The 23,919-nt window shown below is 69.9% G+C and carries 26 protein-coding genes, 1 tRNA gene, 1 other RNA gene and 3 pseudogenes; 13 read left to right on the top strand and 18 right to left on the bottom strand.

The genetic code is table 11. From position 1 onward, the window contains the following. Positions 1-80: 80 nt before the first annotated feature. Positions 81-2,504: a DNA polymerase III subunit gamma and tau gene (locus tag ACH4TG_RS06555; protein ID WP_398241026.1), complete on the bottom strand. Its 2,424-nt coding sequence runs from the start codon at positions 2,502-2,504 to the stop codon at positions 81-83. A gap of 178 nt (positions 2,505-2,682) precedes the next feature. Further along, positions 2,683-2,779, bottom strand: an RNA gene (gene ffs / locus ACH4TG_RS06550) — signal recognition particle sRNA small type. 73 nt (positions 2,780-2,852) lie between these two features. Here ffs and ACH4TG_RS06545 point away from each other — a divergent pair. Further along, a tRNA-Ser gene (locus tag ACH4TG_RS06545) sits at positions 2,853-2,940 on the top strand. Positions 2,941-3,020: 80 nt separating this feature from the next. Here the strand turns inward: ACH4TG_RS06545 and ACH4TG_RS06540 are convergent. The 6 genes and pseudogenes from ACH4TG_RS06540 to ACH4TG_RS06515 all read right to left on the bottom strand — a co-directional run bounded on the left by ACH4TG_RS06540 (position 3,021) and on the right by ACH4TG_RS06515 (position 6,659). Then, positions 3,021-4,263, bottom strand: a pseudogene (locus ACH4TG_RS06540) (tyrosine-type recombinase/integrase). Then, positions 4,260-4,508, bottom strand: a complete 249-nt coding sequence (locus ACH4TG_RS06535) for an excisionase family DNA-binding protein (RefSeq protein WP_398241025.1) — start codon at positions 4,506-4,508, stop codon at positions 4,260-4,262. The pseudogene ACH4TG_RS06540 and the gene ACH4TG_RS06535 overlap by 4 nt, the downstream one beginning before the upstream one ends. Continuing rightward, the gene (locus ACH4TG_RS06530; protein WP_398241198.1) at positions 4,501-5,811 is read right to left on the bottom strand and encodes a replication initiator; all 1,311 of its coding nucleotides are present in this window, start codon (positions 5,809-5,811) and stop codon (positions 4,501-4,503) included. The genes ACH4TG_RS06535 and ACH4TG_RS06530 overlap by 8 nt, the downstream gene beginning before the upstream one ends. Before the next feature lie 118 nt (positions 5,812-5,929). Next, positions 5,930-6,091, bottom strand: a complete 162-nt coding sequence (locus tag ACH4TG_RS06525) for a hypothetical protein (protein WP_398241024.1) — start codon at positions 6,089-6,091, stop codon at positions 5,930-5,932. 165 nt (positions 6,092-6,256) lie between these two features. Then, entirely contained in the window at positions 6,257-6,451 is a 195-nt protein-coding gene (locus ACH4TG_RS06520; protein WP_398241023.1) for a hypothetical protein, read from the bottom strand. Positions 6,452-6,467: 16 nt separating this feature from the next. Then, positions 6,468-6,659, bottom strand: a complete 192-nt coding sequence (locus ACH4TG_RS06515) for a mobile element transfer protein (protein ID WP_398241022.1) — start codon at positions 6,657-6,659, stop codon at positions 6,468-6,470. Positions 6,660-6,774: 115 nt separating this feature from the next. On the opposite strand from ACH4TG_RS06515, the gene ACH4TG_RS06510 reads away from it, so the two are divergent. Next, entirely contained in the window at positions 6,775-6,975 is a 201-nt protein-coding gene (locus tag ACH4TG_RS06510; protein WP_398241021.1) for a hypothetical protein, read from the top strand. Positions 6,976-6,986: 11 nt separating this feature from the next. Here the strand turns inward: ACH4TG_RS06510 and ACH4TG_RS06505 are convergent, their stop codons facing one another. The 5 genes from ACH4TG_RS06505 to ACH4TG_RS06485 form a co-directional block, all read right to left on the bottom strand. Further along, positions 6,987-7,580 carry a DUF2637 domain-containing protein gene (locus ACH4TG_RS06505; RefSeq protein WP_398241020.1) on the bottom strand — a complete coding sequence of 198 codons (594 nt, stop codon included), beginning with the start codon at positions 7,578-7,580 and terminating at the stop codon, positions 6,987-6,989. A gap of 28 nt (positions 7,581-7,608) precedes the next feature. Continuing rightward, entirely contained in the window at positions 7,609-7,818 is a 210-nt protein-coding gene (locus tag ACH4TG_RS06500; protein WP_398241019.1) for a hypothetical protein, read from the bottom strand. A 67-nt stretch (positions 7,819-7,885) separates the two neighbouring features. After that, the gene (locus tag ACH4TG_RS06495) at positions 7,886-9,262 is read right to left on the bottom strand and encodes an FtsK/SpoIIIE domain-containing protein (RefSeq protein WP_398241018.1); all 1,377 of its coding nucleotides are present in this window, start codon (positions 9,260-9,262) and stop codon (positions 7,886-7,888) included. 5 nt (positions 9,263-9,267) lie between these two features. Continuing rightward, the gene (locus tag ACH4TG_RS06490; RefSeq protein ID WP_222968324.1) at positions 9,268-9,618 is read right to left on the bottom strand and encodes a hypothetical protein; all 351 of its coding nucleotides are present in this window, start codon (positions 9,616-9,618) and stop codon (positions 9,268-9,270) included. A gap of 177 nt (positions 9,619-9,795) precedes the next feature. Next, the gene (locus ACH4TG_RS06485; RefSeq protein WP_398241017.1) at positions 9,796-10,584 is read right to left on the bottom strand and encodes a GntR family transcriptional regulator; all 789 of its coding nucleotides are present in this window, start codon (positions 10,582-10,584) and stop codon (positions 9,796-9,798) included. 106 nt (positions 10,585-10,690) lie between these two features. Here ACH4TG_RS06485 and ACH4TG_RS06480 point away from each other — a divergent pair, with 106 nt between their 5' ends. The 4 genes from ACH4TG_RS06480 to ACH4TG_RS06465 are packed head-to-tail and all read left to right on the top strand — an operon-like array spanning position 10,691 to position 12,294. Continuing rightward, positions 10,691-11,098, top strand: a complete 408-nt coding sequence (locus ACH4TG_RS06480) for an NUDIX hydrolase (protein ID WP_398241197.1) — start codon at positions 10,691-10,693, stop codon at positions 11,096-11,098. Between the two features lie 46 nt (positions 11,099-11,144). Beyond that, positions 11,145-11,582, top strand: a complete 438-nt coding sequence (locus ACH4TG_RS06475) for an ATP-binding protein (RefSeq protein WP_398241016.1) — start codon at positions 11,145-11,147, stop codon at positions 11,580-11,582. Beyond that, positions 11,567-11,893, top strand: coding sequence for a hypothetical protein (locus ACH4TG_RS06470; protein ID WP_398241015.1), 327 nt, complete (start codon positions 11,567-11,569; stop codon positions 11,891-11,893). The genes ACH4TG_RS06475 and ACH4TG_RS06470 overlap by 16 nt, the downstream gene beginning before the upstream one ends. Beyond that, a complete protein-coding gene (locus tag ACH4TG_RS06465) occupies positions 11,890-12,294 on the top strand; it encodes a hypothetical protein (RefSeq protein ID WP_398241014.1) in 405 nt (134 codons plus the stop codon). The genes ACH4TG_RS06470 and ACH4TG_RS06465 overlap by 4 nt, the downstream gene beginning before the upstream one ends. 25 nt (positions 12,295-12,319) lie before the next feature. Here ACH4TG_RS06465 and ACH4TG_RS06460 read toward each other — a convergent pair whose 3' ends face one another. From ACH4TG_RS06460 to ACH4TG_RS06450, 3 genes are all read right to left on the bottom strand, one after another. Next, entirely contained in the window at positions 12,320-12,853 is a 534-nt protein-coding gene (locus ACH4TG_RS06460; protein ID WP_398241013.1) for a hypothetical protein, read from the bottom strand. A 907-nt stretch (positions 12,854-13,760) separates the two neighbouring features. Then, positions 13,761-13,982, bottom strand: a complete 222-nt coding sequence (locus ACH4TG_RS06455) for a hypothetical protein (RefSeq protein WP_398241196.1) — start codon at positions 13,980-13,982, stop codon at positions 13,761-13,763. A 438-nt stretch (positions 13,983-14,420) separates the two neighbouring features. Continuing rightward, positions 14,421-14,744 (bottom strand): hypothetical protein, encoded by a 324-nt coding sequence (locus ACH4TG_RS06450; protein ID WP_398241012.1) that lies wholly within the window; start codon positions 14,742-14,744, stop codon positions 14,421-14,423. A gap of 266 nt (positions 14,745-15,010) precedes the next feature. Between ACH4TG_RS06450 and ACH4TG_RS06445 the strand changes: the two genes are divergently transcribed. The 7 genes and pseudogenes from ACH4TG_RS06445 (at position 15,011) to ACH4TG_RS06415 (ending at position 22,160) form a co-directional block, all read left to right on the top strand. Beyond that, entirely contained in the window at positions 15,011-15,367 is a 357-nt protein-coding gene (locus ACH4TG_RS06445; protein WP_398241011.1) for a hypothetical protein, read from the top strand. 476 nt (positions 15,368-15,843) lie between these two features. Continuing rightward, positions 15,844-16,407: pseudogene (locus tag ACH4TG_RS06440) on the top strand (putative T7SS-secreted protein); the annotation flags it as partial. 226 nt (positions 16,408-16,633) lie between these two features. Continuing rightward, positions 16,634-16,942: pseudogene (locus ACH4TG_RS06435) on the top strand (RHS repeat-associated core domain-containing protein); the annotation flags it as partial. Between the two features lie 371 nt (positions 16,943-17,313). Continuing rightward, positions 17,314-17,577, top strand: a complete 264-nt coding sequence (locus tag ACH4TG_RS06430) for a DNA-binding protein (protein ID WP_398241010.1) — start codon at positions 17,314-17,316, stop codon at positions 17,575-17,577. 788 nt (positions 17,578-18,365) lie between these two features. Continuing rightward, positions 18,366-19,199, top strand: coding sequence for a PIG-L family deacetylase (locus ACH4TG_RS06425; RefSeq protein WP_398241009.1), 834 nt, complete (start codon positions 18,366-18,368; stop codon positions 19,197-19,199). Between the two features lie 249 nt (positions 19,200-19,448). Next, on the top strand, positions 19,449-20,540 hold the full coding sequence (locus ACH4TG_RS06420; protein WP_398241008.1) for a MerR family transcriptional regulator: 1,092 nt from the start codon (positions 19,449-19,451) through the stop codon (positions 20,538-20,540). Positions 20,541-20,651: 111 nt separating this feature from the next. After that, positions 20,652-22,160: a DUF4246 domain-containing protein gene (locus ACH4TG_RS06415; RefSeq protein WP_398241007.1), complete on the top strand. Its 1,509-nt coding sequence runs from the start codon at positions 20,652-20,654 to the stop codon at positions 22,158-22,160. Positions 22,161-22,373: 213 nt separating this feature from the next. On the opposite strand, the gene ACH4TG_RS06410 is transcribed toward ACH4TG_RS06415, so the two are convergent. After that, the gene (locus ACH4TG_RS06410) at positions 22,374-22,553 is read right to left on the bottom strand and encodes a peptidase inhibitor family I36 protein (protein ID WP_398241006.1); all 180 of its coding nucleotides are present in this window, start codon (positions 22,551-22,553) and stop codon (positions 22,374-22,376) included. A gap of 153 nt (positions 22,554-22,706) precedes the next feature. Next, positions 22,707-23,834: a nitric oxide synthase oxygenase gene (locus ACH4TG_RS06405; protein ID WP_398241005.1), complete on the bottom strand. Its 1,128-nt coding sequence runs from the start codon at positions 23,832-23,834 to the stop codon at positions 22,707-22,709. Positions 23,835-23,919 lie beyond the last annotated feature (85 nt).

Raw genomic sequence — 23,919 nt, 5'->3', positions numbered from 1 at the left:
AGTAGTGCTCCGCCGCGAGCCCCCGTCCGCGGGCCGCCGCCGAGCCGTCCGCCTACCCTCGCCGGGCGCGAAACCGCAGGTCAGCCGTGTGAGATCTCCTCGATCACGGTGGCGCCCAGCTCCCGGATGAACAGGTCGTGACCACTGAGTGCCGAGTCGACCAGATCCGGGTCGTCGTCCTCCGGAATGTCGTCCTCCAGCGGCGGCGGCTCCTCCGCCGGCGCCATCGGGGCGCGCCCCTGCGCGGCGTGCGGTTCCGCGGGGCGCGGGGCCGGCGGGGCGCCCGTGCCGGGGCGGGCGGCGAGCGCGGTCGCGGCGCCGCCGCCGTGACCGGTCGGGCCGGAGCCCGGGGAGCCGTCGGCGGCGGCTCCCGCGCCGGGGCCCGAGCCGGGGTTGCCCGACGAGCCGGGTCCCTGGCCGGCGGACGGGCTGTCGGCGCCACCGCGGTCGTACGGTGCATGCGCGCCGGACGGCTGCTGCGGGGCCGGGGGACGCGGTGCGCCGCCCCCTCCGCCGTGGCCGCCGTACCCGCTCTGGCCGCCACCACCGCCTCCGCCGCCGCCTCCGGGGTCGACGAGGGTCTCGATCCGCCAGGACGCGCCGGCGACCGTGCTGATCGCCTGCTTGAGGACGTCCTCGCTGTCGCCGTTGGCGAAGCTGTTGCGCGCGCCCGGGTTGTCGAAGCCGATCTGCAGCGTCTCGCCGTCGAAGCCGACGATGCGGGCGTTGTTGAGCAGCAGCATCCAGGTCAGACGGCGGTGCTTGACCGCCTCCAGGATCTGCGGCCACAGCTGGCGGACCCGGGACGGGTCGCCGACCGGGGCGGCCACCTGGGGCTGCGCGGGCGGGGCCGGAGCCTGCTGGGGCGGCGGGGCCTGCTGGCCCTGCGCGGTCTGCGGTGCCGCTGGGGCCGGCCGGGCGGCGTCCTGCTGCACGCCGGGCGTGGCGGCCGTCGGCCAGGCGCCGGGGCGCGGGGCGGCGGGGCCTGCGGGGCCTCCCCCACCGGGGGCGGCGCCGGAGGTGACCGGCCAGGCGCCGGGGCGCGACGCCTGCGGCTCACCGGCCGGGGCCTGGGCCTGGGCGGGGTGCGGGGTCTGCGTCGGCTGGGCGGGCGGCGGCTGGTGGGCGGCGGCCGGCGGCGGCGCGGCGGGTTCCGCGACGGGTGGGGCCTGCGGGGGCGCCTGGACGGGTGCCGGCGCCGGTGCCTGGACCGGAGTCTGGGGTTGGCCGGGCTCGGGGGCCGGCCGGCCCATCGCCGCGCGGGCCGCCGCGGGCCCGCCGGGGGACCCGCCCTGGGCAGGGCCGGGAGCAGCCGGGAAACCGCCGCCCGCGGCCGCGGCCCCGGAGGCCACGCCGCGTTCCAGCCGCTCCAGGCGCGCCTGCAGCGACCGCTCGTCCTCGTACGCCGCGGGCAGCAGCACCCGGGCGCAGATCAGTTCCAGCTGCAGCCGGGGCGAGGTGGCGCCCCGCATCTCCGTCAGTCCGGTGTTGACCAGGTCGGCGGCGCGGCTCAGCTCGGCGGAGCCGAACACCGACGCCTGGGCCTGCATCCGGTCCAGGACGTCCCGCGGCGCGTCGATCAGCCCCTTCTCCGCCGCGTCCGGGACGGCCGCCAGGATCACCAGGTCGCGAAGGCGTTCCAGCAGGTCGGCGACGAAGCGGCGCGGGTCGTGCCCGCCCTCGACCACGCGGTCCACGATCGAGAAGACCGCCGCGCCGTCGCCGGCGGCGAAGCCGTCGACCACGTCGTCCAGCAGCGTGGCGTCGGTGTAGCCGAGCAGCGCGGTGGCCATGGCGTACGTCACACCGTCGGCGGCCGCGCCGGCCAGCAGCTGGTCCATCACCGACATCGAGTCGCGCACGGAGCCGGCGCCGGCGCGCACCACCAGCGGGTAGACGCCGTCCTCGACCTGGATGCCCTCGCGCCCGCACACCTCGGACAGGTGGTCGCGCAGCGTGCCGGGCGGCACCAGCCGGAACGGGTAGTGGTGGGTGCGCGAGCGGATCGTGCCGATGACCTTCTCGGGCTCGGTCGTCGCGAAGATGAACTTGAGGTGCTCCGGCGGCTCCTCGACCACCTTCAGCAGGGCGTTGAAGCCCGCCGAGGTGACCATGTGCGCCTCGTCGATGATGTAGATCTTGTAGCGGCTGCCGGCGGGCCCGAAGAAGGCCTTCTCGCGCAGGTCGCGGGCGTCGTCGACGCCGCCGTGGGAGGCCGCGTCGATCTCGATCACGTCGATCGAGCCCGGCCCGTTCCTGGCAAGGTCGAGGCAGGAGCGGCACTCGCCGCACGGCGTGGGCGTCGGCCCCTTCTCGCAGTTCAGGCAGCGGGCCAGGATCCGGGCGCTGGTCGTCTTCCCGCAGCCGCGCGGCCCGCTGAACAGGTACGCGTGGTTGACCCGGTTGTTCCGCAGCGCCTGCTGCAGCGGGTCCGTGACGTGCTCCTGCCCGATGACCTCGGCGAAGGTCTCGGGACGGTAGCGGCGGTACAGGGCGAGTGACACGTCTACGAGCCTATCCGCGCGCACTGACATCGCGCCCCACCCCTGCCCGACGCGGAGCCTGGCCGGCAGCACTCCCGGCTCCCGGGCCGTACGGGACCCCGCCGCCTGCCGCGCCCCGGACGCCGTCCTCGGGCCTGCCCCGGCACCCGCCGCGGGCGCGCCCGGCACGCCCCGGACATGCGAAGACCCCCCACGTACCCGCCAGAGCCCACCTACCCTTGCTGCCTTCCGGCCCTGGGGGAGTTCAGCGAGATAGCGCCACGTGAGGGGCTAGCCCCCACCCTACCCGATCGGATCACCCGGGATCGAGTTCGCAACCACCCCCCTCGGTCTTGTACTGTTTCCCGCGGAGGATTCGCCTAGAGGCCTAGGGCGCACGCTTGGAAAGCGTGTTGGGGGCAACCCCTCACGAGTTCGAATCTCGTATCCTCCGCCATTGCTCTCACCGGGCAATACGTCGAAGGGCCCCACCGGTCGCGGTGGGGCCCTTCTTCGTTGTCCGTCTCAGTTTCCGTCTCAGTTGGATGTTCCGTCAGCATCCACGACTCCGGGCAGCTCCCAGAGCACGTCGCCGACCTGCTGCGCGACCTTCCGCAGCAGCGTCCCGGTGACGTGCATGTACCGAGCCCGCATCCGGGCCGCTCCCCCGGGCTCCCACCCCATGATCGCGTCGACCACGACATCCGGAACGCCAAGGATCAGCAGCACGGTCGCAGCAGTGTGGCGAGCGTCATGGAGACGACCGTCCCGCACCCCCGCATCCCTCAGCAGCCGCTTCCACACGTGGTAGTCGGTGTTCGGGCTGAGGGGCCCACCGGTCGGCGAGGCGAAGACGTACCCCTTGCCCTGCCAATCGGCTCCGGCCGCGGCCTGATCCCTCTCCTGCTCCTCCCGGTGCTGGCGTAAGAGCTTGATCAGCGGATCGGGCAGACCGACCGTGCGCCGCCCGGCACGGGACTTGGTGCTCTTGTGCTCGCGGCGCGTCTGCTCTCGCTGCGGGCAATACCCGGCCGCCTTGCGACCGCAGGGGGTGTCCCCGCATCCGTGGCGGTACTTCGGACGAAGCCGGTTCTTGCGGATGCGGACGTAGCCCGCATCCAGGTCGACGTCCTCCCAGTGCACCCCGAAGGCCGAGCGCCAAGGCGACGACCCACCGGGCGCTGTTGCGGAGCTTGGACGCCTCGACGAGCAGGCTCTGAACCTCCTCGATCGTGTACGGCTCGATGTCCTCTTCTTCGAGGCGGGGTGCCTTGGCGATTTCGGCGGCGTTGGTCGGCACGTGCCCCCGCCGTACAGCCTCCCCCAGGGCGACCCGGATCGTCCGGTGGACATGGTGGGCGGTGCCGGCGGAGCTGCCTGAGGTCTGCATCTTCCGGTAGAAGCGCTCCAGATGTTCGGGCTCAAGCCGCTCCAACCTGTGGGCTCCGAGTCCCGGCACCAGATGAACCCGTACGTCGACCTCGTACCCGTCGTACGTGTTCTCGGAGACGTACGGCTGAGCGATGTTCTCGACCCAGTGCTCAAGCCAGCTCTGCAAGGTCCAGCCCTTGCCCGGCTTCCGGAGCTTCTTCTCATCCCGCGCCCGCTCCATCTCGCGGACAGCCTTGATCACCTCCGCCTTGGTCTTGCGCTCGACGTGTCGACGATCCGGCTTGCCGTCGTCCCGTACGCCAACCGTCACCCGGCCGTGCCACTTGCCGTCCTTGCCGAGGTAGATGGACGACGCCCCGTTCGGCTGACGAGTGCGCTTCTCCGTCATGCCGTCCTCCCCCAAGTCGCCTCGGCAGGTTGGTGACGCAGCCGGGCCACGAAGGCGGGTACGGCATCCGCGGGAACGCGGCGCAGACGCCCCACCGTCACCGACTCAAGCTCTCCGGCCAGGACAAGCCGGAAGCACGTCGTACGACCGATACAGAGCCGCCGGGCCGCCTCCTCAACCGTCAGGAGGGCCAAAGACGTGTCGCCGGACTCCAGTTCGTTGGCAACCCCTTCACGCTCAGCCATGGGTGGGCTCTCCTTCCGTTCCGGGGGCGGGTTCGATGGCCGCGACGAGCCAGGCTTCGCCAGGAGTGAGGCCGATGCCGGCGAAGACCCAGTGGGAGAGGACGTAGGTGGTCTCCTCGGGTCGCGCCTGGCCGCTTCGTGCGCGGCGGTACTCGGCGCGGGCGTTGCGGAGAGCGCCGAGGGTGGTGGAGTAGCGGCGGGTCTTGGTGGAGAAGTGGCCGCGGAAGCCGAGCATGTGGGCCCAGGCGCGCAGCCTCAGTTCCTCCAGTTCCTTGCGGGCCCCGAGGGTCCACGCGGTGCGGATCATGCGGCGTGCGTGGTCGGAGATGGCGAGGTGCGGGAGCTCCGCGAGGAAGCGGATCGGGCGGTCGAGCGTGCCTGTCGCTGTCTCCGCCCCCTTGGTCGCGTACTTGGCGATGTACGCGGCAACTGCACGATCGGTGAGCGCGGTCGAACTGGCGAAGTCGGCACCGCGGATGGTGCGGACGTCGAGTTGGCGGCCGAAGGCGAACGTGTGGGTGCGGCTGTCGATGGTTGGACCGGACACGCGAGAGGCGGAGGCTGCGGCGCGGATGGCGTCCGTGAGCAGGTCAGCAGTGGCCCAGGTGGGCGGTGGGGTGGTGCCGCCGTCGGGGCCGTCGAGTCGGATGACGGCGTGGAAGTGGACGGCGCCGCGCTTCTGGTACTCGGCGACCTTGGCGAAGGAGACGCGGGCATGGTTGCGGAAGGCGCGTTGGCTGAGTCCGGCGCGCTTGGCGATTTCGCGGCACAGGTAGATGGAGAACCGTCGCCAGAGGGCTCCGGCGTGGGCGTTCCACAGGATGGCGGCTTCGTAGTCGTAGGTATCGGGGTTGAGTGGGGTGCCGAGTTCGGGTGCGTCGGCGGGGTGTGCGGTACCGCAGCGGCAGGTGCCGGAGTCGGGTCGGTTGTGGACGGGGCCGAAGCCGGGGGCGGTGAAGGTGGCGAAGACCCGGGGGTGGTCTGTGACGTCTTCCGGGGTGCCCTTGCCGCCGCGGAGTCCGGCAGTGATGAGGTGGAAGGTGTCGCGGCGGTAGGTCTCGGCGCAGGCGGCGCATCGGGTGGTGCGGCGGTTGTTGCAGCGGACGAGCAGGTGGCCGGCGGCCAGTTGGCTGGAGAGCAGGCGGTGAGTGGCCGGTCCGATCTCGCCTGTCGTGGGGTTGAGTTCGTGTTCGGTGCGGTGGCCGTCGAGTCGGATGGGGTGGGTGCAGCCGCCGAGTCCGGAGAGTTGGCGGAGGAGTGCGGGCAGGGTGCCGAGCGCGGCCAGGGCGCCGAGTTCGGGCAGCGGGGGCGGTGTTGCGCGGGTGATGACGGAGCTCCCTTCACGGGCTGTGGTGCGAGGAGGGTGGGGCCGGGGCGGCACACGCGGGCCTGTGTCGGTGCCGCCCCGGCAGGTCGTTGGATCAGCGCTGGCGCGAGGGCATCAGGAGCGAGCGCAGGACCAGGGCGACGACGGCGACCGAGACGGCCGCGACGGCGACGGCGACCAGGAGCGCGGTGAGGACGACACCGACCGTGATCACTGCGGCCACGGCCCCGACGACGACCCCGACCGTGGGCGCCATCCGTCGAGGAGGAGCAGCGGGCGGAGTGGTCGCCTGGCAGGCGCAGACGGCCGGGTGGTGCGGGTGCCGGACGGGCAGGGGCGCAGTCGTGACGTGGTGCGAGGGGGTGAGGGTCTGTGGGTACTTGGGACTGAGGAGCACGGCGAACCTCTCTCAACTACTCGTCTAGGTGTGTGTGCCGTTGACGACGCGGACGCCGTTGCGCGTGCTGTCGTCGATGGCGGGAGCAAGGAAGGTGTGGGCCAGGTAGAAGCCGAACAGGGCGATCACGACGGCGACCCAGAGGCGTACGCCGAGGAACTTGATCGCGGCCCAGGCGACGATGCCGAGGACGACGACCAGGGGCAGGCTGACGGTCACGGGTGGGACGGTCCTTTCAGCGGACGGGGCAGCGGTGGGTGCGGGCAGCCAGTTCGGCAGCAGCGCGGCTGTCGTAGTCGATGGAGAAGCCGCAGCGCGGCGCGGTACAGGCGGCGGTGTGCTTCTCCCGGCCCCGCTGGTCGTAGGCGGTGCCGACCTGGACGGGCCCGATGCGGACGACGTTGCGGAAGCGGCGGTTGGCAGACATGGCGAACTCTCCTTTCCAGGGGCTTGGTTGTTGGCCTCCATGCGCGGGCGGTACACAGGTCTCGTACCTGGCAGCGTTGGGGTAAGGCCCTGAGCGAGTTGGGCGGGGGGAGTTCATGAGCGAGCGTTTGCGGCTGCTGCTGTTGATCGTCTTCGGGATCGTGTGGCAGGGGCTGAACGTGGTGGTAGGCCGGCGGTGGCTGGATGAATCGTGGGGAGGAGTCGTCACGATGGGCGTCTTCTTCCTCGTGATGCTCATCGCTGGTGAGGCGGCACGTCGTCGACGCGAGCGCAAGGCTTCCGCTTCCCTTCGCTGAACTTCTCCTCATCAGAGCTGCGCGGCGATGGCTTCGGCGAGCGGTGCTGGGACGCCGAGGCGGGCGCGCAGGGTCAGGGTGTCGATGGCGTTGCCGGTGCGGGTGAGGTGATCGGCGGCGACCTTGCGGGCATGAGCCACCAGAGCCGCCGGGACGGCCGGGATGACAGGAGTGGGACGGGCAGGCGGTTCCGGGGTGGGTTCGGTCGTGACGGGTTCGGGCGAGGCCGCTGGACCAGGCCGGGTGGCGCTGTGCGCGAGGAGCGTGCCGCCCAGGAATGCGACCGCAGGCCATCCGGCGACGAGGATGCGCAACCATGCGGGCACGGCGTGCGCCTCGAGGAGGCCGGCGGTGGCGATGTTGGCGCCGAGCGACGCGGAAAGGGCGATCACGAACCAGCACCAGGCGGCGCCCTTGCTCGTCCCGCCGCGGAGCCGTTTCCAGGCCGCGACCAACAGCAGATCTACGGAGACCGGGTAGGCCCACGCCTTCCACCCGTGCTGTCCGGCGACGCCCGCGATGTCGTGCAGGTGGGCGAAGGACAGCGCGGCGGCGATGACGGCTTGGACGAGCACGGCGTCGATACGGGCCAGGCGAGCGCGCATGGCGTTCCGGTCCTTTCTGCCAGGGGCGTCAGCCAGTGGCGTTGAGGTCGTTGGCGCGGGTGCGGGCGAGCGCGGCGACCTCGGCCGCATCGGCGTCGTCGGGCATGTCGGCGGCGATCCGTTCCAGCAGATCGGCCTTACGGGCCATCAGTTCGGCGTAGTCGCCGTTGCTGTCCGTGCGGAACGCGGCGAGGTCAGAAAGGAAGTCGGACAGCTCACGGGGTGAGGGGCGGGACATGTGCCTGCCTTTCGGTTCAGGGCATGACGGGGTAGGGACGTGGCGCTGTACGAGGTGGGGGCGGGGGTCACCCCGTGACGGGACGGGGCTTGGCCAGTGGGTCGGGGGTGCCGACCGGACGGGCCGGGACAGCAGGCCGGAAGGGGTCCAGCGCGGGCAGGTCCGGTACGAGATCGGCGGACGCGGAGCAGATGGCGGCAGCGTCCCCGAGGGAGAGGTACGGGGTGCGGATGCGGGACCAGCCGCCGGAGGTGTCCCCGGCGACGGCGAGGCCCGGACGTTCGGGAGCGATGGCGCAGGCGGCCATGACCGCTTCGGGTGCGATGTCGCCGAGGGCCATCTTTGCGGAGGCTTCGTCGTTCACGCGGTGACAGACACGGCCGGTGAGCTGGGCGCGGAGCATGGTCGCGCCCTTGCCGAGTTCGGCGCCGAAGCGCTGTCCGCACACTTCCAGGTAGATGCCGGCGGCCCGGCCGAGCTGGGCGAGCCGGATGAGCTGGGTGACCATCTCGTCGCGCCGTTCTTCGTCCTTGCGGGAGGCGACGAGGAACAGTTCCGCCACCTCGTCGACGAACAGCACCACAGGCACCGGGCGTTCGGACTCGGGCAGGCCCCACACGTCGGACGTGATGTCCTCGTCCGGCGTCGAGGAGGCGATGCCCTGCCGGGCCTTGATCAGGTCGTACCGGTCTTCCATCAGCCGGACGAGCACGGGAAGCAGGTCGGCCGCCTGTTCAGGGTCGGTCGCCAGCCCGGACAACCGGGCCGCGAACGGGGCCAGTTCGACGCCCCGCTTGCAGTCGATCCCGACGAGCGCGACGGGCTGCGGGGCGAGCCCCGCTATGAGGTGGCGGAGGTACGTGGACTTGCCCGCCAGCGTTGCGCCGAGGGTCAGTTGGTGGGGTATCGCGCGGTAGTCCCGCACGAAGGCGGTCGCATCCTCGCGCAGCGCCACAGGCACCTTGAGGAAGTCGCCGCCGGCCTTGCGTGGCATGCGGACCTTGCGGAGCACGTCGAAGCCGACGAGCCGCAGTTCGACCACGCCCGGCTTGACCACGGACACGTACACGGCGTGGACGCCCCACGCGTGCCGCAGCCGTTCAGCCGAGGCTGCGACGTCGGCCGGCTCCTGACCGGGAGCGAGCCGCAGCCGAAGCCGCATGCCCGTCGTCGTCGGGCGGATGATGCCTCGCCGCGGAGGAACCGGCCGCACCTCTCGCCGGGTCGTGGCCCGTACCGCCAGGGTGCGTAAGCGGGACGGGGCCACGGTCAGCCCGCAGACGTCCATCACGGACCCGTACGAGCCCATGAGGCGAGCCGCCGAGAGTGGCAGGCCGACCATGGACCAGTACGCGGCCGGTTGCTCGGCCCGGAGGTAGGCAGCGCCACCGCCGACAGCGGCGAGGGAGCCACCCACCTCCAGCATCGTCGTCAGATCGGGCATGCCGATCAGGCTCCGACCTGGGCCGGGAAGGCGGACGGGGTGACGGCGGCGGCGCGGAACGCGATGCCGTGCCGCTGCTGGCCGTTGAAGGTGCTCTCCCACGGTCGGGCGATGAGCCCCGGCAGCGCGACCGGAGCGCCCAGCGCCAGTCCCTCACCCACACCACTCTGCGGGATGGTCACCTTGACCAGCGAGGACTCCCCGTCCTCGATGTAGACGACGCCGACGGTCATCAGCGCCTCACCGGTCGTCGCGTCGGTGGCGACCTCCCCGGTCTGCCGGTCCTTGATCTTCGTCTCCGGAGCCTCGGTCAGCAGGATCGTTGCCGCCGAGGTCTCCACACGGATGGAACGCAAGGTCGAGTCTCCTCACAGTGTGACAGCTAGTCGTCTAGACAAGTGCCATTCGTCGTACCCGAAGGCCCGGGCACGACAACCACTGTGCCACACATCCCGCCTACTCGTCTATACGAGTTTGCCTCTGGGGGCGTACGAGTAGCGGGAGTTGAACACCCGTCACGCCATCTGCCCTGGTCACGTGGCAGGGAGCTGGTAGGCCAACACGTACGCGTCGGCGGCCATCACGGTGTCGCAGACCTCGACCGCGCGGCCCCCGGTGTCGAAGGCGGTTCGGATCAGGTGGATGACGGGGACGCCGGCGGCCAGGCGCAGGGACCGCACCTCGTGCGGTGCGGGCATCCGGGCGCGGATCTCCTCCTCGAAGTGGTCGAGGCGGTGGCCGAGTTCTTCGAGCCGGGCGTAAATGCCGCCGGGGCCCGGGTTCGGTTCAGCGATCTGGGTGCCGCGGGCGATGTCCAATGGGAGGTAGGAGGTGGCGAATTCGACCGGCCGCCCGTCGAGGAGGTAGCGGCGGTGCCGGGCCAGGACGCGGCGGGGGCCGCCGAGGCGAGTGGCGATGTTCTGGCTGGGCCGTTCTTCCTTGACCTCCAGGTTGTCCACAGTGGGGTGACTGCCGGCGGCATCGGCTTCGACGGTGAACGCCGACTTGCCCTGCTCGCGGTGGCGGCGGGCGAACCGGTCGGAGGCCAGGCGGCGCACCGGGGGGCGGGGGCGGACGAAGACGCCCTTGCCGTGCTCGGAGAACACGAGCCCTTCGCCCTGGAGGACGGACAGGGAGTTGCGGACGGTCATCCGGGAGACGCCGTAGTGCTCGACGAGTTCGGTCTCCGACGGGAGTTTGTCGCCCTCGGAGAAGCGGCCCTTGTCGATGGCCTCGCGTAGCTGGTCGGCGATCTGGCGGAAGACCGCCCGGTCGCTCGTCGGGTCCAGTGCGCCGAGCGCACCGGAGGGGATAGCGGGCATGCGTACTCCTTTGGATATCTAGACGAGCGGCCGACCCTTGTTGCTACGGTGGAGAGCCTAGCCACCCGAGAGGATCAGGTACGTGCCGATCGAGCGCCCGCACTCGGTGAGCGTCGCCGGAGTCATCGTCGACGACGAGGGCCGCGCGCTGCTCATCAAGCGTCGGGACAACGGACATTGGGAACCGCCGGGCGGAGTGCTGGAGGCGGGCGAGACCATCCCCGACGCTCTCCAGCGCGAGGTCCTGGAGGAGACCGGCGTCAAGATCGCGCTGCCCGCGACTCTCACGGGCGTCTACAAGAACATGACCGGCCTCATCGTCTCCCTCGTCTTCCGATGCGAGGCGATCGACGGCGAACCGGCCGTCGGCAGTGAGACCAGCGCCCTGCGCTGGGCAACCCGCGAAGAAGTCTCCGAACTCGCAGACGAGGCATACGCGATCCGCGTCCTGGACGCTCTCGACGCCACATCCCCGCCAGCCGTGCGTGCGCACGACGGCGTGAAACTCGTCTAGCTCGAACTCTCTACCCATGGCCGCCTACCAGCACAAAGGAACTTGTATGGACGAGTATATGAGTAGCGTGCGGATCTGGGGACTCACTTGCCCGGGTTCGCTGGAGGAAGTTGGCCGCGCGCGACGCTGGACCCGGGAAGTCCTGGCCGATTCGCCACACGCCGACGACGCGGCGCTGATCGTCACCGAGCTAGGCGCGAACGCGCTCCTCCACACGCTCAGCGGCGATCCGACGGGGTCCTTCCACGTCAGCCTGGCGCTGTCCGAGCACGTGGTGTGCGTGTCCGTGACCGATGCCGGCGGCGCGAAGACCGTGCCCGCGGTCGAGCACCCCGACGATGAGGAGACCCACGGCCGCGGCCTGGGGATGGTGGCCGCGCTGGCTCAACATGTCGAGACGCTGGGAGGCGAGGACGGCCGCACGGTCACGGCGTACCTGTACTCGTCCACAGCTGTGGATGAACTCGCATGCTTACCGCGCTGAGTCCCGTACACGGCGTCGGGTACCGGTGCGAGGTCACCGCCCACGCGCCGGACGGGGGAGTCATCTCGCTGGGAGCCTGCGCCATACGTAACCGGCGCCTGGCGCTGCGCTGGCTCATCGGCCGCGCCCAGGACGTGACCGACCAACTCGACGAGCCCTACGCGCGACCCGGCCGCCGCTGGTCGACCGACATGGCCGAGCACGAACGCGCGATGGCCGTCCTTGCACAAGGCAGCCCGTACAGCGTGACGTTCGCCGATGACGCCTGCCGCTACCGCCTGACGATCCACCTGCGCGGGAGCTCCCGATGAACAACCCCACGCCCCTGCTCCGCCCCGGCTACTGGTGCGAATGCTGGACCAAGAGCCCCGCAACAGGCGAGACCCCTGTCCTGGTGGCTTCTATCGACGTAGCAACGGCAGCCGACGCCATCCGCTGGATCCGCATCGCTCTGCGCACCATCACACCCGCCCTGGACCGTGCCGCCTCTCACGACGCCTGGACCTGGCTCACCACCGGCCAACTCGACGCCACCCAGCTCCTCCAGGCCGGCAAGCCCTGCACCTACACCGCCCACCACGCCACAACCACGATCGAATGGACCGCCCGCCCCGTCACCTTCCTTGCCCTGGTCCATGGTGCCGCCAGTCGCCCGGCATGCGCAGACGGGTTCAGGCCCCCGCCCGTGGACCTCGGCCCAAGCGATGGATGACCCCTACTAACTCCGACCGTGCTCCCTACCAGCCGAACTCAGGCGGTCCAACAACCTCGGCACCGACCTGTGCCGCCAGCCAAGCGGGACGCTCTACCTCTCCGGGCCGGGCATGGACGAACACGGTGTGCTCCGCGGCCCACTCGGAACAATGAATGTCATGGCTGTTACAGGCAATCTCCAACTCGGCATACTTGTACTCCTCGTGCTCCAACCCGAGCTCAGGCAAGGCTGGCCACTTCAAGTTGTGCCACAGGACGTAGCACCTCGTAATGCTCGCCCAAGTCTCCAGAGCCACTCGCGCCGCGGCGACGGAAGTAACGCCCAGAGACACGTTTACAGGTAGCCCGCTGCCGTCCCGTGCATAGACCTTGGCCCTCGCCTCATCAGGGAAGGCATCGACCAAGCGTTCCAGGAGATCGTGGCTGTGCGCCCAGGCATCCAAGTAGCACCACGTCGGGTCATACCAGGAAGCAACAGACAGCAGCCTCTTCGCAAGAGCGAAGGTTTCCCCCAAGTCCCTGGTCCGCATCACTGGCCACGCCATCGTGTTGCCCATGGGGCGCATCCTGCCGAGCTCCCCATCCCCCAGTCCAGCCAAATTCAGGGGCCTGCCCGAGTAACAACCTTCTCTACGGGTTCAAGGCTCCCGGCGTCGCTGACGCTCCGCCGGGCGCGCGTCCGGCTTCCGGCCGCGCCGTCGCTCCTGTCTCCGCCCCGCTCGGCACGGCCGACGCCGCGCGCGCCCGCGAGGGGGGAGGCCCGAGGGGCATGAGGCGAGACCGTACAGCCGGGGTCAAAGAGGTGCCTCCGGCGGGGGCGCTCAGGCTCCGAGATGGACCAGGCCCGGCCGGCGACCGCACGTTCGTCGTGGGAATGGTGCGGGAGCTCCCATCCCGACTGCCATCGACCCGGGACAAGCCGAGCAGTCGCGGCCCAGGGCGTCAAGGTCGTTCGTACAGCGGCGCGCTCCACCTTGACGCCCTGAACCACGCCCGCTCCACAGGAGTGCGGGCCGAGGGCAGACGGGATGGAAGCGGGGGCGTGGAACTCATTGGTGCGGGTGCTGGGCGAGGCTACGATTACGGCATGCGACGGGGGCGGATGAGCTGGTCAGGCTGGTTTCAGTGGAAGAGTTGGCTCATTAGCTGGTCCTGGATCGCTGGCCTCCTCATGCTAGGCAAGGGGATTTGGCAGGGCATCTGGGGTGTCGTAATAAGCATCGCAGCTGCGGTGCCCCTCGCCACGGGCGCCGAGCTGCAAGAGCATTGGCGCAAGAATCGTCCCGCTCGCGGGCGAAGGTTCCGTAGGCGGGTGCCCTTGTACCGCAGGGAAGTACAGCAACCGCGCCGGTCGCCTACGGCTGATAGCACCCCCCATCAACCCGTTGACCTCGTCAAGAGACCTCAGCGACCGTCGCGCCCATAGTTCGCATCTAGGGGCAATAGGCACCCGCGACACGTCGATCACGCGAACGGCGACAGGCCCTTGCTTTCCAGGTGGGCGAGCAAGGAGTCCAGACAGGCGTCTGCTGTGATCAGATCCGCACGAAAAAAGGAGTCCTCGCCAAGCGCGCCACCGCTGACGAGGACCATCCATGCGGTTCTGCGCTCGATCATGCGCTCACCGTCGACCTTGAACACGGTCGTGATTCCGCGCTCGGCCAGCCAACCCATCAGCTCAAGCATGTCCACTCGCACTCCTCCGGGGAGATCATCCCATCTCCACAACGGGCACCTGGGTGGACGTACGGCAAGATGAGGTGTCTCTTGGTGGCCTGCATGGAGGAGGCTCCGTGTCTGGAGAGCCCTGCCCCGAGTGCGGCAAACCACTCGCCGACCGCGGACTCTTGCTGATGAAGCGCGACGATGACGGACAGCGGGCATGCCGCGCAGTGCTCTCGTGCGGGAGCGGGCATCGTTGGTGGCGGTGGGCCGACCGAAACGAGATCTTGGAGTTCGTCCCTAACTGGGTGCCGGTCCGCTGACTCGCGCGGTCGTGCCCGCCACGTGCCCGTCTGACGGGTGCGCAGCGGGGTCTTACGGGGAACAGCGGGTCAGAGACCCCAAAGGCGCCGTACGGGCCTGTACGAGGTCCCCACGGGGCCACCGCACTGGTCTTCCAAACTAGCGCTCTAACGTCTCCTCTTGGTCGCGCGACCGCTGCCCTTGATCACATGCGCAGTAGGGGAGATCCGTGCCGATCTTGGCCGTGTGGAGGTCTTGCACCGCGTTCATCGGAATGCGGGCAACGGTGACGCACACCTTTTCCGGATCGGCCGGCGCGGCCCCCGTGACCGCTATGTGGGGCTGGTCGGCGAGAGAAACCGTAGCGAGAACATCGAAGACGTAGAAGCCGTCAACTTCCTCGTAACCATCGGCCCAAATGTGGGCGAGCCCGCCATTGACCATGCGTAGGTGCCAGAGCGAGGGTATGTCGTGAAGCTGCACGACAAGCAGGCTAGACCCACGGTGGAGCTTGGCGAGTGGGCGTATGCGCCGCGCCGTGTCGGTCGCCTTCCGCTCTACAGACAGCACCCCCGTACAGCAGCGAAGTACCGCAACCACAGCAACTCTCCGCAACTGTAGGCGTCCGCAGGCGGCCGCTATGTGCCCGGTCCGACCGATGCTGACCCATCCAGCTCTAGCTACGGATCAGAAGGTGCCCCCGTCGCCGGGCATGCCGATCTGTCGGTGCTGCATGACAGCTTTCCGGCATGAGCTACGACTTGGCTGTGTGGGAAGGCGAGCGCCCGGCGGATGACAAGGCGGCCGGGCAAGCCTTCACCGACCTCTACGACCGCTACGTCGATACGGATGAGGAGCATCCGCCAACCGAGCGCATAGCGGCTTACGTCGCCGCGCTGCTGGAGCGATGGTGTGACCTGACCGAGGACGAGGGGGACACCTCTCCGTGGTCGACGGGACCGTTGATCGGAGAGGCGAGCGGCCCGCTCGTGTACTTCCCGATGCGATGGAGCATGGCCGAGGAAGCCTCCGCCTATGCGGCGACCTTGGCGGACTCCTTGGGACTGATCTGCTTCGACCCGCAAGAGAACCGTCTCAGGCCCTGAGGCTGAGAGGCCGCCCACCGTCTCAGTTTCCGTCTCATTCAGCCCCGTGCATGGCCGTTCAGACGAGACCCAAAGCCGACACCGTGACGGCGACCGGGCGACGGTGAACGCAGGTGAACGCCGCCGCGCCTCGGCCCGCGAGTCACCAACAGACTTGGAAAGCGTGTTGGGGGCAACCCCTCACGAGTTCGAATCTCGTATCCTCCGCACCCGCCCGTGAGGGCACTCGCAGGGCCCCATCGCTGAGCGGTGGGGCCCTGCGAGATTTTGCGGCCCGATGTCCGGGCTCGGGCGATCCCCCCCGCGTGGCGGCAGCCGTGACGGAACCGGCGTCCGGGGAACTGCCGTCTCGGACTCTGCGTGACGGGCGCGACACGGTCGGGAAGGCCGGTCAGGGATCCGGCGATCTTCCTGCGTCTTTCCAGCTCTGCGAGGATGGGCGGGACCGGCAGGCTGAATCGGGGGAGGCAGCGGTCATGGGCAGGCCGACGGATTGGCATGTGCTGGATCTGGACCGGGATCCGGTACCGGGGGAGCCGTACGAGGTCAAGGAACTCGCCCGCAAACTCGGGGCGTTCGCCGACGACGTGGCCAGCGCCCTGCGCTCCGTGCGCGGTCTGAACGGCGACACCGTCATCCAGGAATGGGCCGGCCTGTCCGGAGACGAGTACCGCACCCAGTTCGGTGACCTGCCCGGCGAGTTGGACAAGCTGGAACGCTCCTACCGCCTGGCGTCAGGTGCCTTGGACGACTACTGGCCGCAGTTGGAGACCGCGCAGGCCGACGCCGACCGCGCCCTGTCCCAAGGCCGCCAGGCCCGCGCCGACCTGGACACCGCGAAAGGTCAACTCACCAACGCCGACGCCTGGGTGAAACGCGCCCAGGACAAGTCCAACGAGTACCAGCAAGACCCCAAGCCCGGCGTCCCCCCACCCTCGGAGCAGGACGTCCGCGACGCCGCCCGCAACGCCACCGACGCGAGCAGCGCCCACAACACCGCCTCCGCCGCCGTCCACGACGCCCAGTCGCGCCTCGACGCCGCCAAGGAACTCGCCGCGCAGGCCGCCGGGATCCGCGACACCGCCGCCTCCAAGGCCGAACACGCCCTGCACGAAGCATCCGACGCCGGTATCCACAACAAGCACTGGTGGGAGAAGGCGGTCGACTGGGTCGCCGACCACTGGGACGACATCGTCGCCGCCTGCAAGATCATCGTCGCCGTCCTCGGCATCGTCGTCATGATCATCGGCGGACCACTCGCCTGGCTGGTGCATCGTCACCGACCTCGCCGGAGCACCGACCGAACTGCTCGACGCGTCAGGCGACGTCGCCTGGCGGATGCGGACCACCCTCTGGGGATCGGGGACGCCCACGGGCGACGAGCCGTGCCCACTGCGCTTCCAGGGCCAGTACTACGACGCAGAATCCGGCCTCCACTACAACCTCGAGCGCTACTACGATCCGGCGCTGGGGCGCTACGTCTCCCCTGACCCACTCGGCCTGGACGCGGCCCCCAACCACCACGCCTACGTGTCGAATCCGCTGCTGTGGACCGACCCGCTGGGCCTCGCCCCGGCCTGCGGGGGTGCGGGCGCGGACAACCCGGCGAACTACGCCAAGCAGCTGCGCTACTACGAGCAGGCGCAGAAATACGGCAAGGGTGGAATCCGGGAGCTCGAAAGCGGGAGGTTCCGCTTCTACGGAACCATCGCGGAAGCACGGAACCCCGGTGAGATGGTCGGCCGACGCCTGGTACGAGAGTGGGATCCCGCTACGGACGCCACCCGGATCTGGCACGAGACCGTCGACCACGCAGGCAACGTCCGTATCGTTCGCCCCGATGTGACGGTGACCGGCGGCAAGAAGGTTCACTATGTCTTCGACGCGCTGGGCAATTTTACCGGCACCTTCTGAGCCGACCAGCGACCATCCACTACCGAGGGAACATGAGCGACGAGCTTCTACACAACATCAAAGCGCGGCTGGAGGCGCTGGCCGACGACCCCGCGGCCGACGCCGGGGAGGCCGCCGACTGGGCCCTGGAGGTGATGGAGGGGGACGACCCCCTGCTCGCCGAGGAAGCGGTATGGCAGGCCCTGGACGCACTGGGCGGCGCCGATCTGATGTCAGGACCCGGCACTCCCCTGCACGGACCCGAGGACTTCCGCGCCTGGCTGCACGCCTTCATCCAGGCGTATCCCGACGTGTGAGGTGCCGCGCTACCCCACCAACGGTCCGCCGACCGTACCGTTCCAGGTCAGTACGGACCCGTCCCTCCACGATCGCCAACGGGTCGTCGTACCGGTTACACCAGCCCGGATCCGCTCGGGCTCTCGCCGGCGCCCAGCCCCGAGGCGTACGTTCCCAACCTGCACGTTGCCTCCGACCCGCTCGGGCTGAGTCCCTACCCGAAGAAGTTCGACCTCTCGGGTGCTACCCAGGTCAGTGGCCGGTTCCCGAAGAACGCGAACCCCGGAGAAGTGATCTACCGCGCCAAGGAGGACGGCAGCGTGACCGCATACGCCGTGTACGACGAAGACGGTGTGATTGCGCGCCGGGTGGATGTCGATCCCGATTCGGCGCCGCAGCCCCGTCCACGAGCCGCCCGGCCGAACCGTCCGCCGCTGGTCAGGACGCCCTCGCCCGCCTACGGACGGCGCCGTGACCCGTTGGAAGGCGTGTTGGGGGCAACCCCGACCGCTCCGCGGTCGGGGCCCTCGTCGTTCCGTCGTCGCAGGTGACGGCTCCGGGTCCCGGGCCCGGGAGCAGCCACGGCCTCCTCGTCGAGCTCGAGGAGGGTTCACTGCGAAGCTTGGACAGCCGGACGTCGGCCCTGCCGGGAACAGCCGGCCCGGCCGGCACGGTTGCATGGGTCGAGGGACCCGCGCCACAACGGAGGCCGAGCGGTCGCCCGTCCCGCCGGTATCCGGGCTCGTGCATCGTGGTCTGCCCGCCACACGCCTCGGATCAAGACGTATTCCTGCAGGAGGACAGTTTCATGCCCGACCGGCCCTTGACGCTCATGGCAGTACACGCCCACCCCGACGACGAGGCCACCGGGACCGGGGGAATCCTCGCGCGGTACGCGGCGGAGGGTGTTCGCACGGTTCTCGTGACCTGTACCGACGGCGGTTGCGGTGACGGACCGGGCGGCGTGAAGCCCGGCGATCCCGGCCACGATCCTGCGGCCGTCGCCTTGATGCGCCGTCAAGAGCTCGAGGCGAGCTGTGACGTCCTGAAGATCAGCAACCTGGAGATGCTCGGCTACGCCGACTCGGGGATGATGGGCTGGCCGGGCAACGACGCCCCTGGGTCCTTCTGGCAGACCCCGGTTGAGGAAGGCGCCGCCCGACTCGCGGAACTCATGCGGCACTACCGACCTGACGTCGTCGTCACCTACGACGAGAACGGCTTCTACGGCCACCCCGACCACATCCAGGCCCACCGCATCACGATGGCGGCGCTGGAGATGACCGAGCTGACTCCGAAGGTGTACTGGACCACGGCGCCCCGCTCGATGATGCAGCGGTTCGGTGAGATCATGCGCGAGTTCGGTGCGGACATGCCCGAACCGGATCCTGCCGAGGCCGCCGCGATGGCCGAGATCGGCCTCCCCGACGACGAGATCACCACGTGGGTGGACACCACCGCGTTCAGCGGTCAGAAGTTCGACGCGCTGGCCGCGCACGGCAGTCAGGGCGACAACATCTTCTTCCTCAAGATGGGCAAGGAGAGGTTCGGCGAGTTGATGGGCATGGAGACCTTCGTTCGTGTCCGGGACACCACCGGCACGGCCGTACCCGAGAACGACCTCTTCGCCGGACTGCGCTGATCCGCGCGTCCTGTGGCCGGCCTACGCCCTGAGCCTGAAGGCCGTGCAGGCAGGGGCGATCGGCGGCACCGAGGTCGAGATGACGGGGCGCTGCCGTCCCTTCCACCAGACGACGCGGGCGCCCAGGACCTCGCCGGGTCCGTGGCCGACTTCACGGCTGCCTTCGGTGCCGGTGGACCTTGATGCTGAGCGACGGAGGTTGACCCTCGACCTGGTCGAGAGCCGAGAGTTTTGGGTGTGGAGAGTGAGATGCTCAGCATTGGCGAGATGGCCCGGAGGAGTGGACTGGGCGTGAGTGCCCTGCGGTTCTACGACGGGGCCGGTGTGCTGGTCCCGGCGCGCGTGGACCCGCTGAACGGGTACCGCTGGTACGCCTCCGACCAGCTCGGTGAGGCACGGTTGCTGGCTCGGCTGCGTCGCGCCGGTATGCCGCTGGCGGACATCCGGCTGCTGCTGGCCGGCTGGTCCAGCACTGACACCGAACTGGTGCGCCGGCTGCTCCAGTCGCATCTGAGCCGTCTCGAGCGGGACCTGTCCGATGCCCGCAGGGAGCTCTCCACGGTCCGAGCCCTACTCGATCACCGGGAGAATCCCATGGCTTCACCTCTCACCGCCTCCGTCCGCTTCACCGTCGGCGCGTCCGAACTGGCTGCCGCGTTGGACGCGGTCCGGTTCGCCGCCAGTACCGACCCTGAGCTGCCGATGCTCGCAGGGGTCCTCTTCGACATCGAGGACGGCACGCTCCGCACCGTCGCCACGGATCGGTACCGGATGGCGGTCGCGCAAGCCCGTGGCACCGGTGACGGCCCCGGCGGCGCGCCTCGTGCGCAGGTCATCGTCCCGTCCCCCCTGGCCGACGCGATGCGCGCGCTGCTCGGCGAGGGGGGATCCGTCGAACTGACGGTGGAGGGCGGCCACGTGGCCCTGGACGCGGGAGCGCGGCAGGCGGCCGGCCAGTGCCTCGATCACGACTTCCCCGACTACCGCCGGCTTGTCCGCCTGCCGGCGGGGACGCGCGCCCTCGTCGACGTCCCGGCGTTCCGGCAGGCGGTGGAGAACGGCCCCGTCCGCACCGCTGACGTGCCCGAGCCGGGCGCTGCTCCCCGTGACCTCAGCGTGCTCAAGGTGGCGGGCGACGGTACGGTCGCCGTCTGCGCGGACGGCGACGACGACGCGGACGGCATCGCCGTCAACCGGAACTTCCTGCTGGACGCTCTCGCCGCCGGGGCCCGGGACCGACTGGTCCTGGAGTTCGGCGCCTCCACCGCGCCCATGGCGATCCGCAGGACCGACAGCGAGGACGCGTACTCGATCCTGATGCCTGTCCGCCTGGACAACTGACTTCCGTCACGGCGGCGTTGACGTAACCGGGATCCGGGGAGCACGGCCGCGGTGTCAGTCGGCTCACGTAGCCTTCCCACCACCGCACACCGACTAGGAAGACCAGAAGAGTTGACTGAGCCGGCCACTTTCCCCCTGCCCTTTCAGGCTTCCCGCTCCATATCTTCCGCGGCGCCCCGGACGCTGCGGGAGCTGGAGATGATCCAGTGCAGCGCCCGCATTCGGGAGAAGCCGCGGTGGTTCGACAAGAGGAACGACGCGGACATCGCCGCCAGGTGGACGCAGGAGGCGGTCGCGCAGGGCCTCACCGAAGCGCAGGTTCGTTACGTCCTTGCCGAACTCGCGCATTACGCCGCGCTGCGGGACGGAAGAACCGGGGTCGAGGTGTCCGCCGTCGACGGGGTGTGGCAGTCGGACACGCTGGTCGACGACACGCTCGGATCGCGGCTGCGCGAGGCGGTTCGGGTGCTGGAAGAGGTTCCCGAAGAGGAGCGGGACTGGCATCCAGGGTCCGGCGGCCAGGTGCTGGATCTCGTCCATCCCTCGCTGTTCTGCCTGGTGAAAGAGGCGAGCGGCGCACCCGAGCGGGCTTGGCAGAACCCCACCGACCGCTACACGACGTACGAGTTCTCGGAGCGGTTCCAATGGCTGCCCACGGACGTCGACGTCAGTGACGACGGCGACGTCGCCTTCCGTTCGTACGTCAACAACGTTCATCCCGAGACCCATCGCGAACTGGCCGCCGTCCTGCCGGACTTGTTCGCGCGCATGCGCCCGCTGCTGGAGAACGTGCTCACCGACCTGCGCCACCCGCGGCCTCTGCGGATCGAGGCCGATCCTTACGGATGGTACGACTCGGAACCCGAGTTTCCGGACAAGGCCTCCTACAGTGACGACGAGGCCTACGCGGAAGCCCGCCGTGCGTGGGAGGAGGCCATGGACGGCTGGTGGGAGAACCGCCGCCCGGTCGTCCCGGACGCCCCCGCTTTCATCCCGCCCGCGGTGCCCGACGAATCCGCCCGTGTCGACCTGCGCGGCCGCCGCCTTCAGGTCATCGTCAAGCTCGCCACCATTCATCTCACCCCGGACAAGCCCGAATACGCCGGCGGTTCGTGGCATGTCGAGGGGATGATGAACGAGCGGATCGTCTCGACCGGCATCTACTACTGGGACAACGAGAACACCACGGAGAGCCGGCTGAGCTTCCGGGCGGCACTCGACGACCCGGACTACGAACAGAACGACGACAACGGTCTGCGTGAGGTCTACGGCCTCGAGAACGAGGACTCGCTGAACCAGGTACTGGGATCGGCGTCGACCCCGGCGGGCCGCTGCCTGGCCTTCCCCAACATCCTGCAGCACCGCGTCGGTTCGTTCCGTCTTGCGGACCCGACCCGCCCGGGACACCGCAAGATCCTCGCGTTCTTCCTGGTCGACCCGTCGCGGACCATCGTCTCGACCTCCGACGTGCCCCCGCAGCAGCCCTGGTCCGACACCTCGACCATGACCCTTGAGCAGGCCCGGACCTACCGTGAACAGCTCATGCACGAACGCAAGTTCTTCGTCGACGAACACAACGAGCAGCTCTATGAACGGGAGTTCTCCCTCTGCGAGCACTGAGGCCGCCGACCTGCTGGGCGACCTTCCCTCGGCAGCGGCCCGGTGACGTGCACGCACGGGGCCGCGTTCCGTGCCGCTCCCCCGGGCTGGGAAGCCCGGGATCGAGGCCCTGCCGGGCGGATCACAAGAGCGCGTCGCCCGTGTCGAGCGCGGCCTCGTCGAAGCCTGTGGTGAGCCCGCCGGTCTTGCCGCGGTACAGGCGTACCAGGCTCGTCAGGCCATCCCGAAACCGGTGCGGTTGTCCACCGAGACGGCCCGCTTCGACCAACTGCCCAGCGTCGACTGGGGCGTGGCATAGGACGCCATCACCCCGCCGCCGCCCGTGCCGTCGAAGACGCAGAACCTGCCCTTGGGGCACCGCTCGTACCCCGCAGCGGCATGAACGGGTGCCACGGAGGCCCCGGCGGGGCCCAAGGCGGCGACAGCCGTCACGAAGGCAGCACGAAGTGATGCGCGTAAGAGATCCCCCAGGGAACGTTCGCCGGCAGCAGCCGGGCGTGATCGGCGCACCGTAACGTCCGAAGGTGAACGGCCCCTGTCGGAGTCCTACGCGGTGTGGGCGACAGGGCAGGTCGCGGGGGCGCGGTGGAGGAAGGCGGGGCGGAGGTCCGGGTCGGGGGGATCGTAGTAGCGGTGGAAGACGGCGGTCGCCGAGCCCGACAGCGGCGGGACGATCCAGCTCCAGTCGGTCGGGACGGGACGTCCGTGCCGGCCTTCGCGCTCGACATGGGCCAGGAAGCGGGTGGATTCCGTGTGGTGGTCGGCGATGGTCACGCCGGCCAGGTCGTACGAGTGGAGGACGGCCGCGTTGAGTTCGACCAGCGCCCGGTCCCGCCAGAGCGTGCGGTCGCTGGCGGTGTCGAGACCGAACAGGGCGGCGACCGCGGGCAGCAGGTCGTAGCGGTCGGCGTCGGCCAGGTTGCGCGAGCCGATCTCGGTGCCCATGTACCAGCCGTTGAACGGTGCCGCCGGGTAGATGACCCCGCCGATCTCCAGGGACATGTCGCTGACGGCCGGCACCGCGTACCAGCGCAGGCCCAGCGCGCCGAACTCCGGGTGCCTCGGATGCGTCAACGGCACCTCGAGCACCGCGTCCTCGGGTATCTCGTAGAACTCCGGGCGCCGGCCCCCGCCGGGCTGCACCAGCAACGGCAGCACCTCGAAGGGGGTTTCACCGCCCTTCCACCCCAACTCCTGTGCCAGCTCCACCCGCTGCGCACTGCGCGGGTCGTCGGCGTAGCGGACCAGCTGCTCGCCCAGCAGGGTGGCCGCCGGGCGGCCGGGGCGGTCCGGCGCGAACACGCTGATGACCGGGCGGATTCGGCCCCCGTTGGTGGCGAGGCGGAGATGCTCGAAGCACTGCTCGGCGATGCCGTCCGGGTCCTCGACGTGCCGCATGTCGCGCACCGTCATGTTGTTCCAGTACAGGCGGCCGATGCAGCGCGCCGAGTTGCGCCAGGCCACCCGCGCGCCGAAGGCCAGTTCCTCCGGGGTGTGCACATAGGTGCCGTGCCGCTCCACCTCCGCGGCGACCTCGGCGAACCGCCGGTGCGGATCGCCGGCACCCGGATTCTCCGCGGCGAACTGGCGGAGGAAGACCGCGGCGGCGTCCAGCACGGCGCCGGGTCCGGGCGGACGCCGGCTGGCCAGTGGAGTGGTTCCGGAGAAGTGCACAGGCGGTTCTCTCCTGCTCGGGGGGCTCGTACTCACGGCGGCGCCGTGCCGTCCGGGGCCGGAACGCTCACCGTCCGGGGCCGGA

This window comes from Streptomyces sp. NPDC020917 (assembly GCF_044333795.1).
GTDB lineage: Bacteria > Actinomycetota > Actinomycetes > Streptomycetales > Streptomycetaceae > Actinacidiphila.
The sequence above is the reverse complement of the archived record's forward strand: the minus strand, read 5'-3'. Positions and strand labels throughout refer to the sequence as shown.

What these genes read in the sequence shown, in the direction of transcription:
- ACH4TG_RS06485 (WP_398241017.1), bottom strand. Translation starts at nt 10,584, where the DNA reads ATGCCCGCTATCCCCTCCGGTGCGCTCGGCGCACTGGACCCGACGAGC.
- ACH4TG_RS06430 (WP_398241010.1), top strand. Translation starts at nt 17,314, where the DNA reads ATGAGCGACGAGCTTCTACACAACATCAAAGCGCGGCTGGAGGCGCTG.
- ACH4TG_RS06420 (WP_398241008.1), top strand. Translation starts at nt 19,449, where the DNA reads ATGCTCAGCATTGGCGAGATGGCCCGGAGGAGTGGACTGGGCGTGAGT.
- ACH4TG_RS06510 (WP_398241021.1), top strand. Translation starts at nt 6,775, where the DNA reads ATGAGCGAGCGTTTGCGGCTGCTGCTGTTGATCGTCTTCGGGATCGTG.
- ACH4TG_RS06425 (WP_398241009.1), top strand. Translation starts at nt 18,366, where the DNA reads ATGCCCGACCGGCCCTTGACGCTCATGGCAGTACACGCCCACCCCGAC.
- ACH4TG_RS06475 (WP_398241016.1), top strand. Translation starts at nt 11,145, where the DNA reads ATGGACGAGTATATGAGTAGCGTGCGGATCTGGGGACTCACTTGCCCG.
- ACH4TG_RS06465 (WP_398241014.1), top strand. Translation starts at nt 11,890, where the DNA reads ATGAACAACCCCACGCCCCTGCTCCGCCCCGGCTACTGGTGCGAATGC.
- ACH4TG_RS06455 (WP_398241196.1), bottom strand. Translation starts at nt 13,982, where the DNA reads ATGCTTGAGCTGATGGGTTGGCTGGCCGAGCGCGGAATCACGACCGTG.
- ACH4TG_RS06470 (WP_398241015.1), top strand. Translation starts at nt 11,567, where the DNA reads ATGCTTACCGCGCTGAGTCCCGTACACGGCGTCGGGTACCGGTGCGAG.
- ACH4TG_RS06445 (WP_398241011.1), top strand. Translation starts at nt 15,011, where the DNA reads ATGAGCTACGACTTGGCTGTGTGGGAAGGCGAGCGCCCGGCGGATGAC.
- ACH4TG_RS06535 (WP_398241025.1), bottom strand. Translation starts at nt 4,508, where the DNA reads ATGGCTGAGCGTGAAGGGGTTGCCAACGAACTGGAGTCCGGCGACACG.
- ACH4TG_RS06500 (WP_398241019.1), bottom strand. Translation starts at nt 7,818, where the DNA reads ATGTCCCGCCCCTCACCCCGTGAGCTGTCCGACTTCCTTTCTGACCTC.
- ACH4TG_RS06515 (WP_398241022.1), bottom strand. Translation starts at nt 6,659, where the DNA reads ATGTCTGCCAACCGCCGCTTCCGCAACGTCGTCCGCATCGGGCCCGTC.
- ACH4TG_RS06525 (WP_398241024.1), bottom strand. Translation starts at nt 6,091, where the DNA reads ATGGCGCCCACGGTCGGGGTCGTCGTCGGGGCCGTGGCCGCAGTGATC.
- ACH4TG_RS06460 (WP_398241013.1), bottom strand. Translation starts at nt 12,853, where the DNA reads ATGGGCAACACGATGGCGTGGCCAGTGATGCGGACCAGGGACTTGGGG.
- ACH4TG_RS06505 (WP_398241020.1), bottom strand. Translation starts at nt 7,580, where the DNA reads ATGCGCGCTCGCCTGGCCCGTATCGACGCCGTGCTCGTCCAAGCCGTC.
- ACH4TG_RS06495 (WP_398241018.1), bottom strand. Translation starts at nt 9,262, where the DNA reads ATGCCCGATCTGACGACGATGCTGGAGGTGGGTGGCTCCCTCGCCGCT.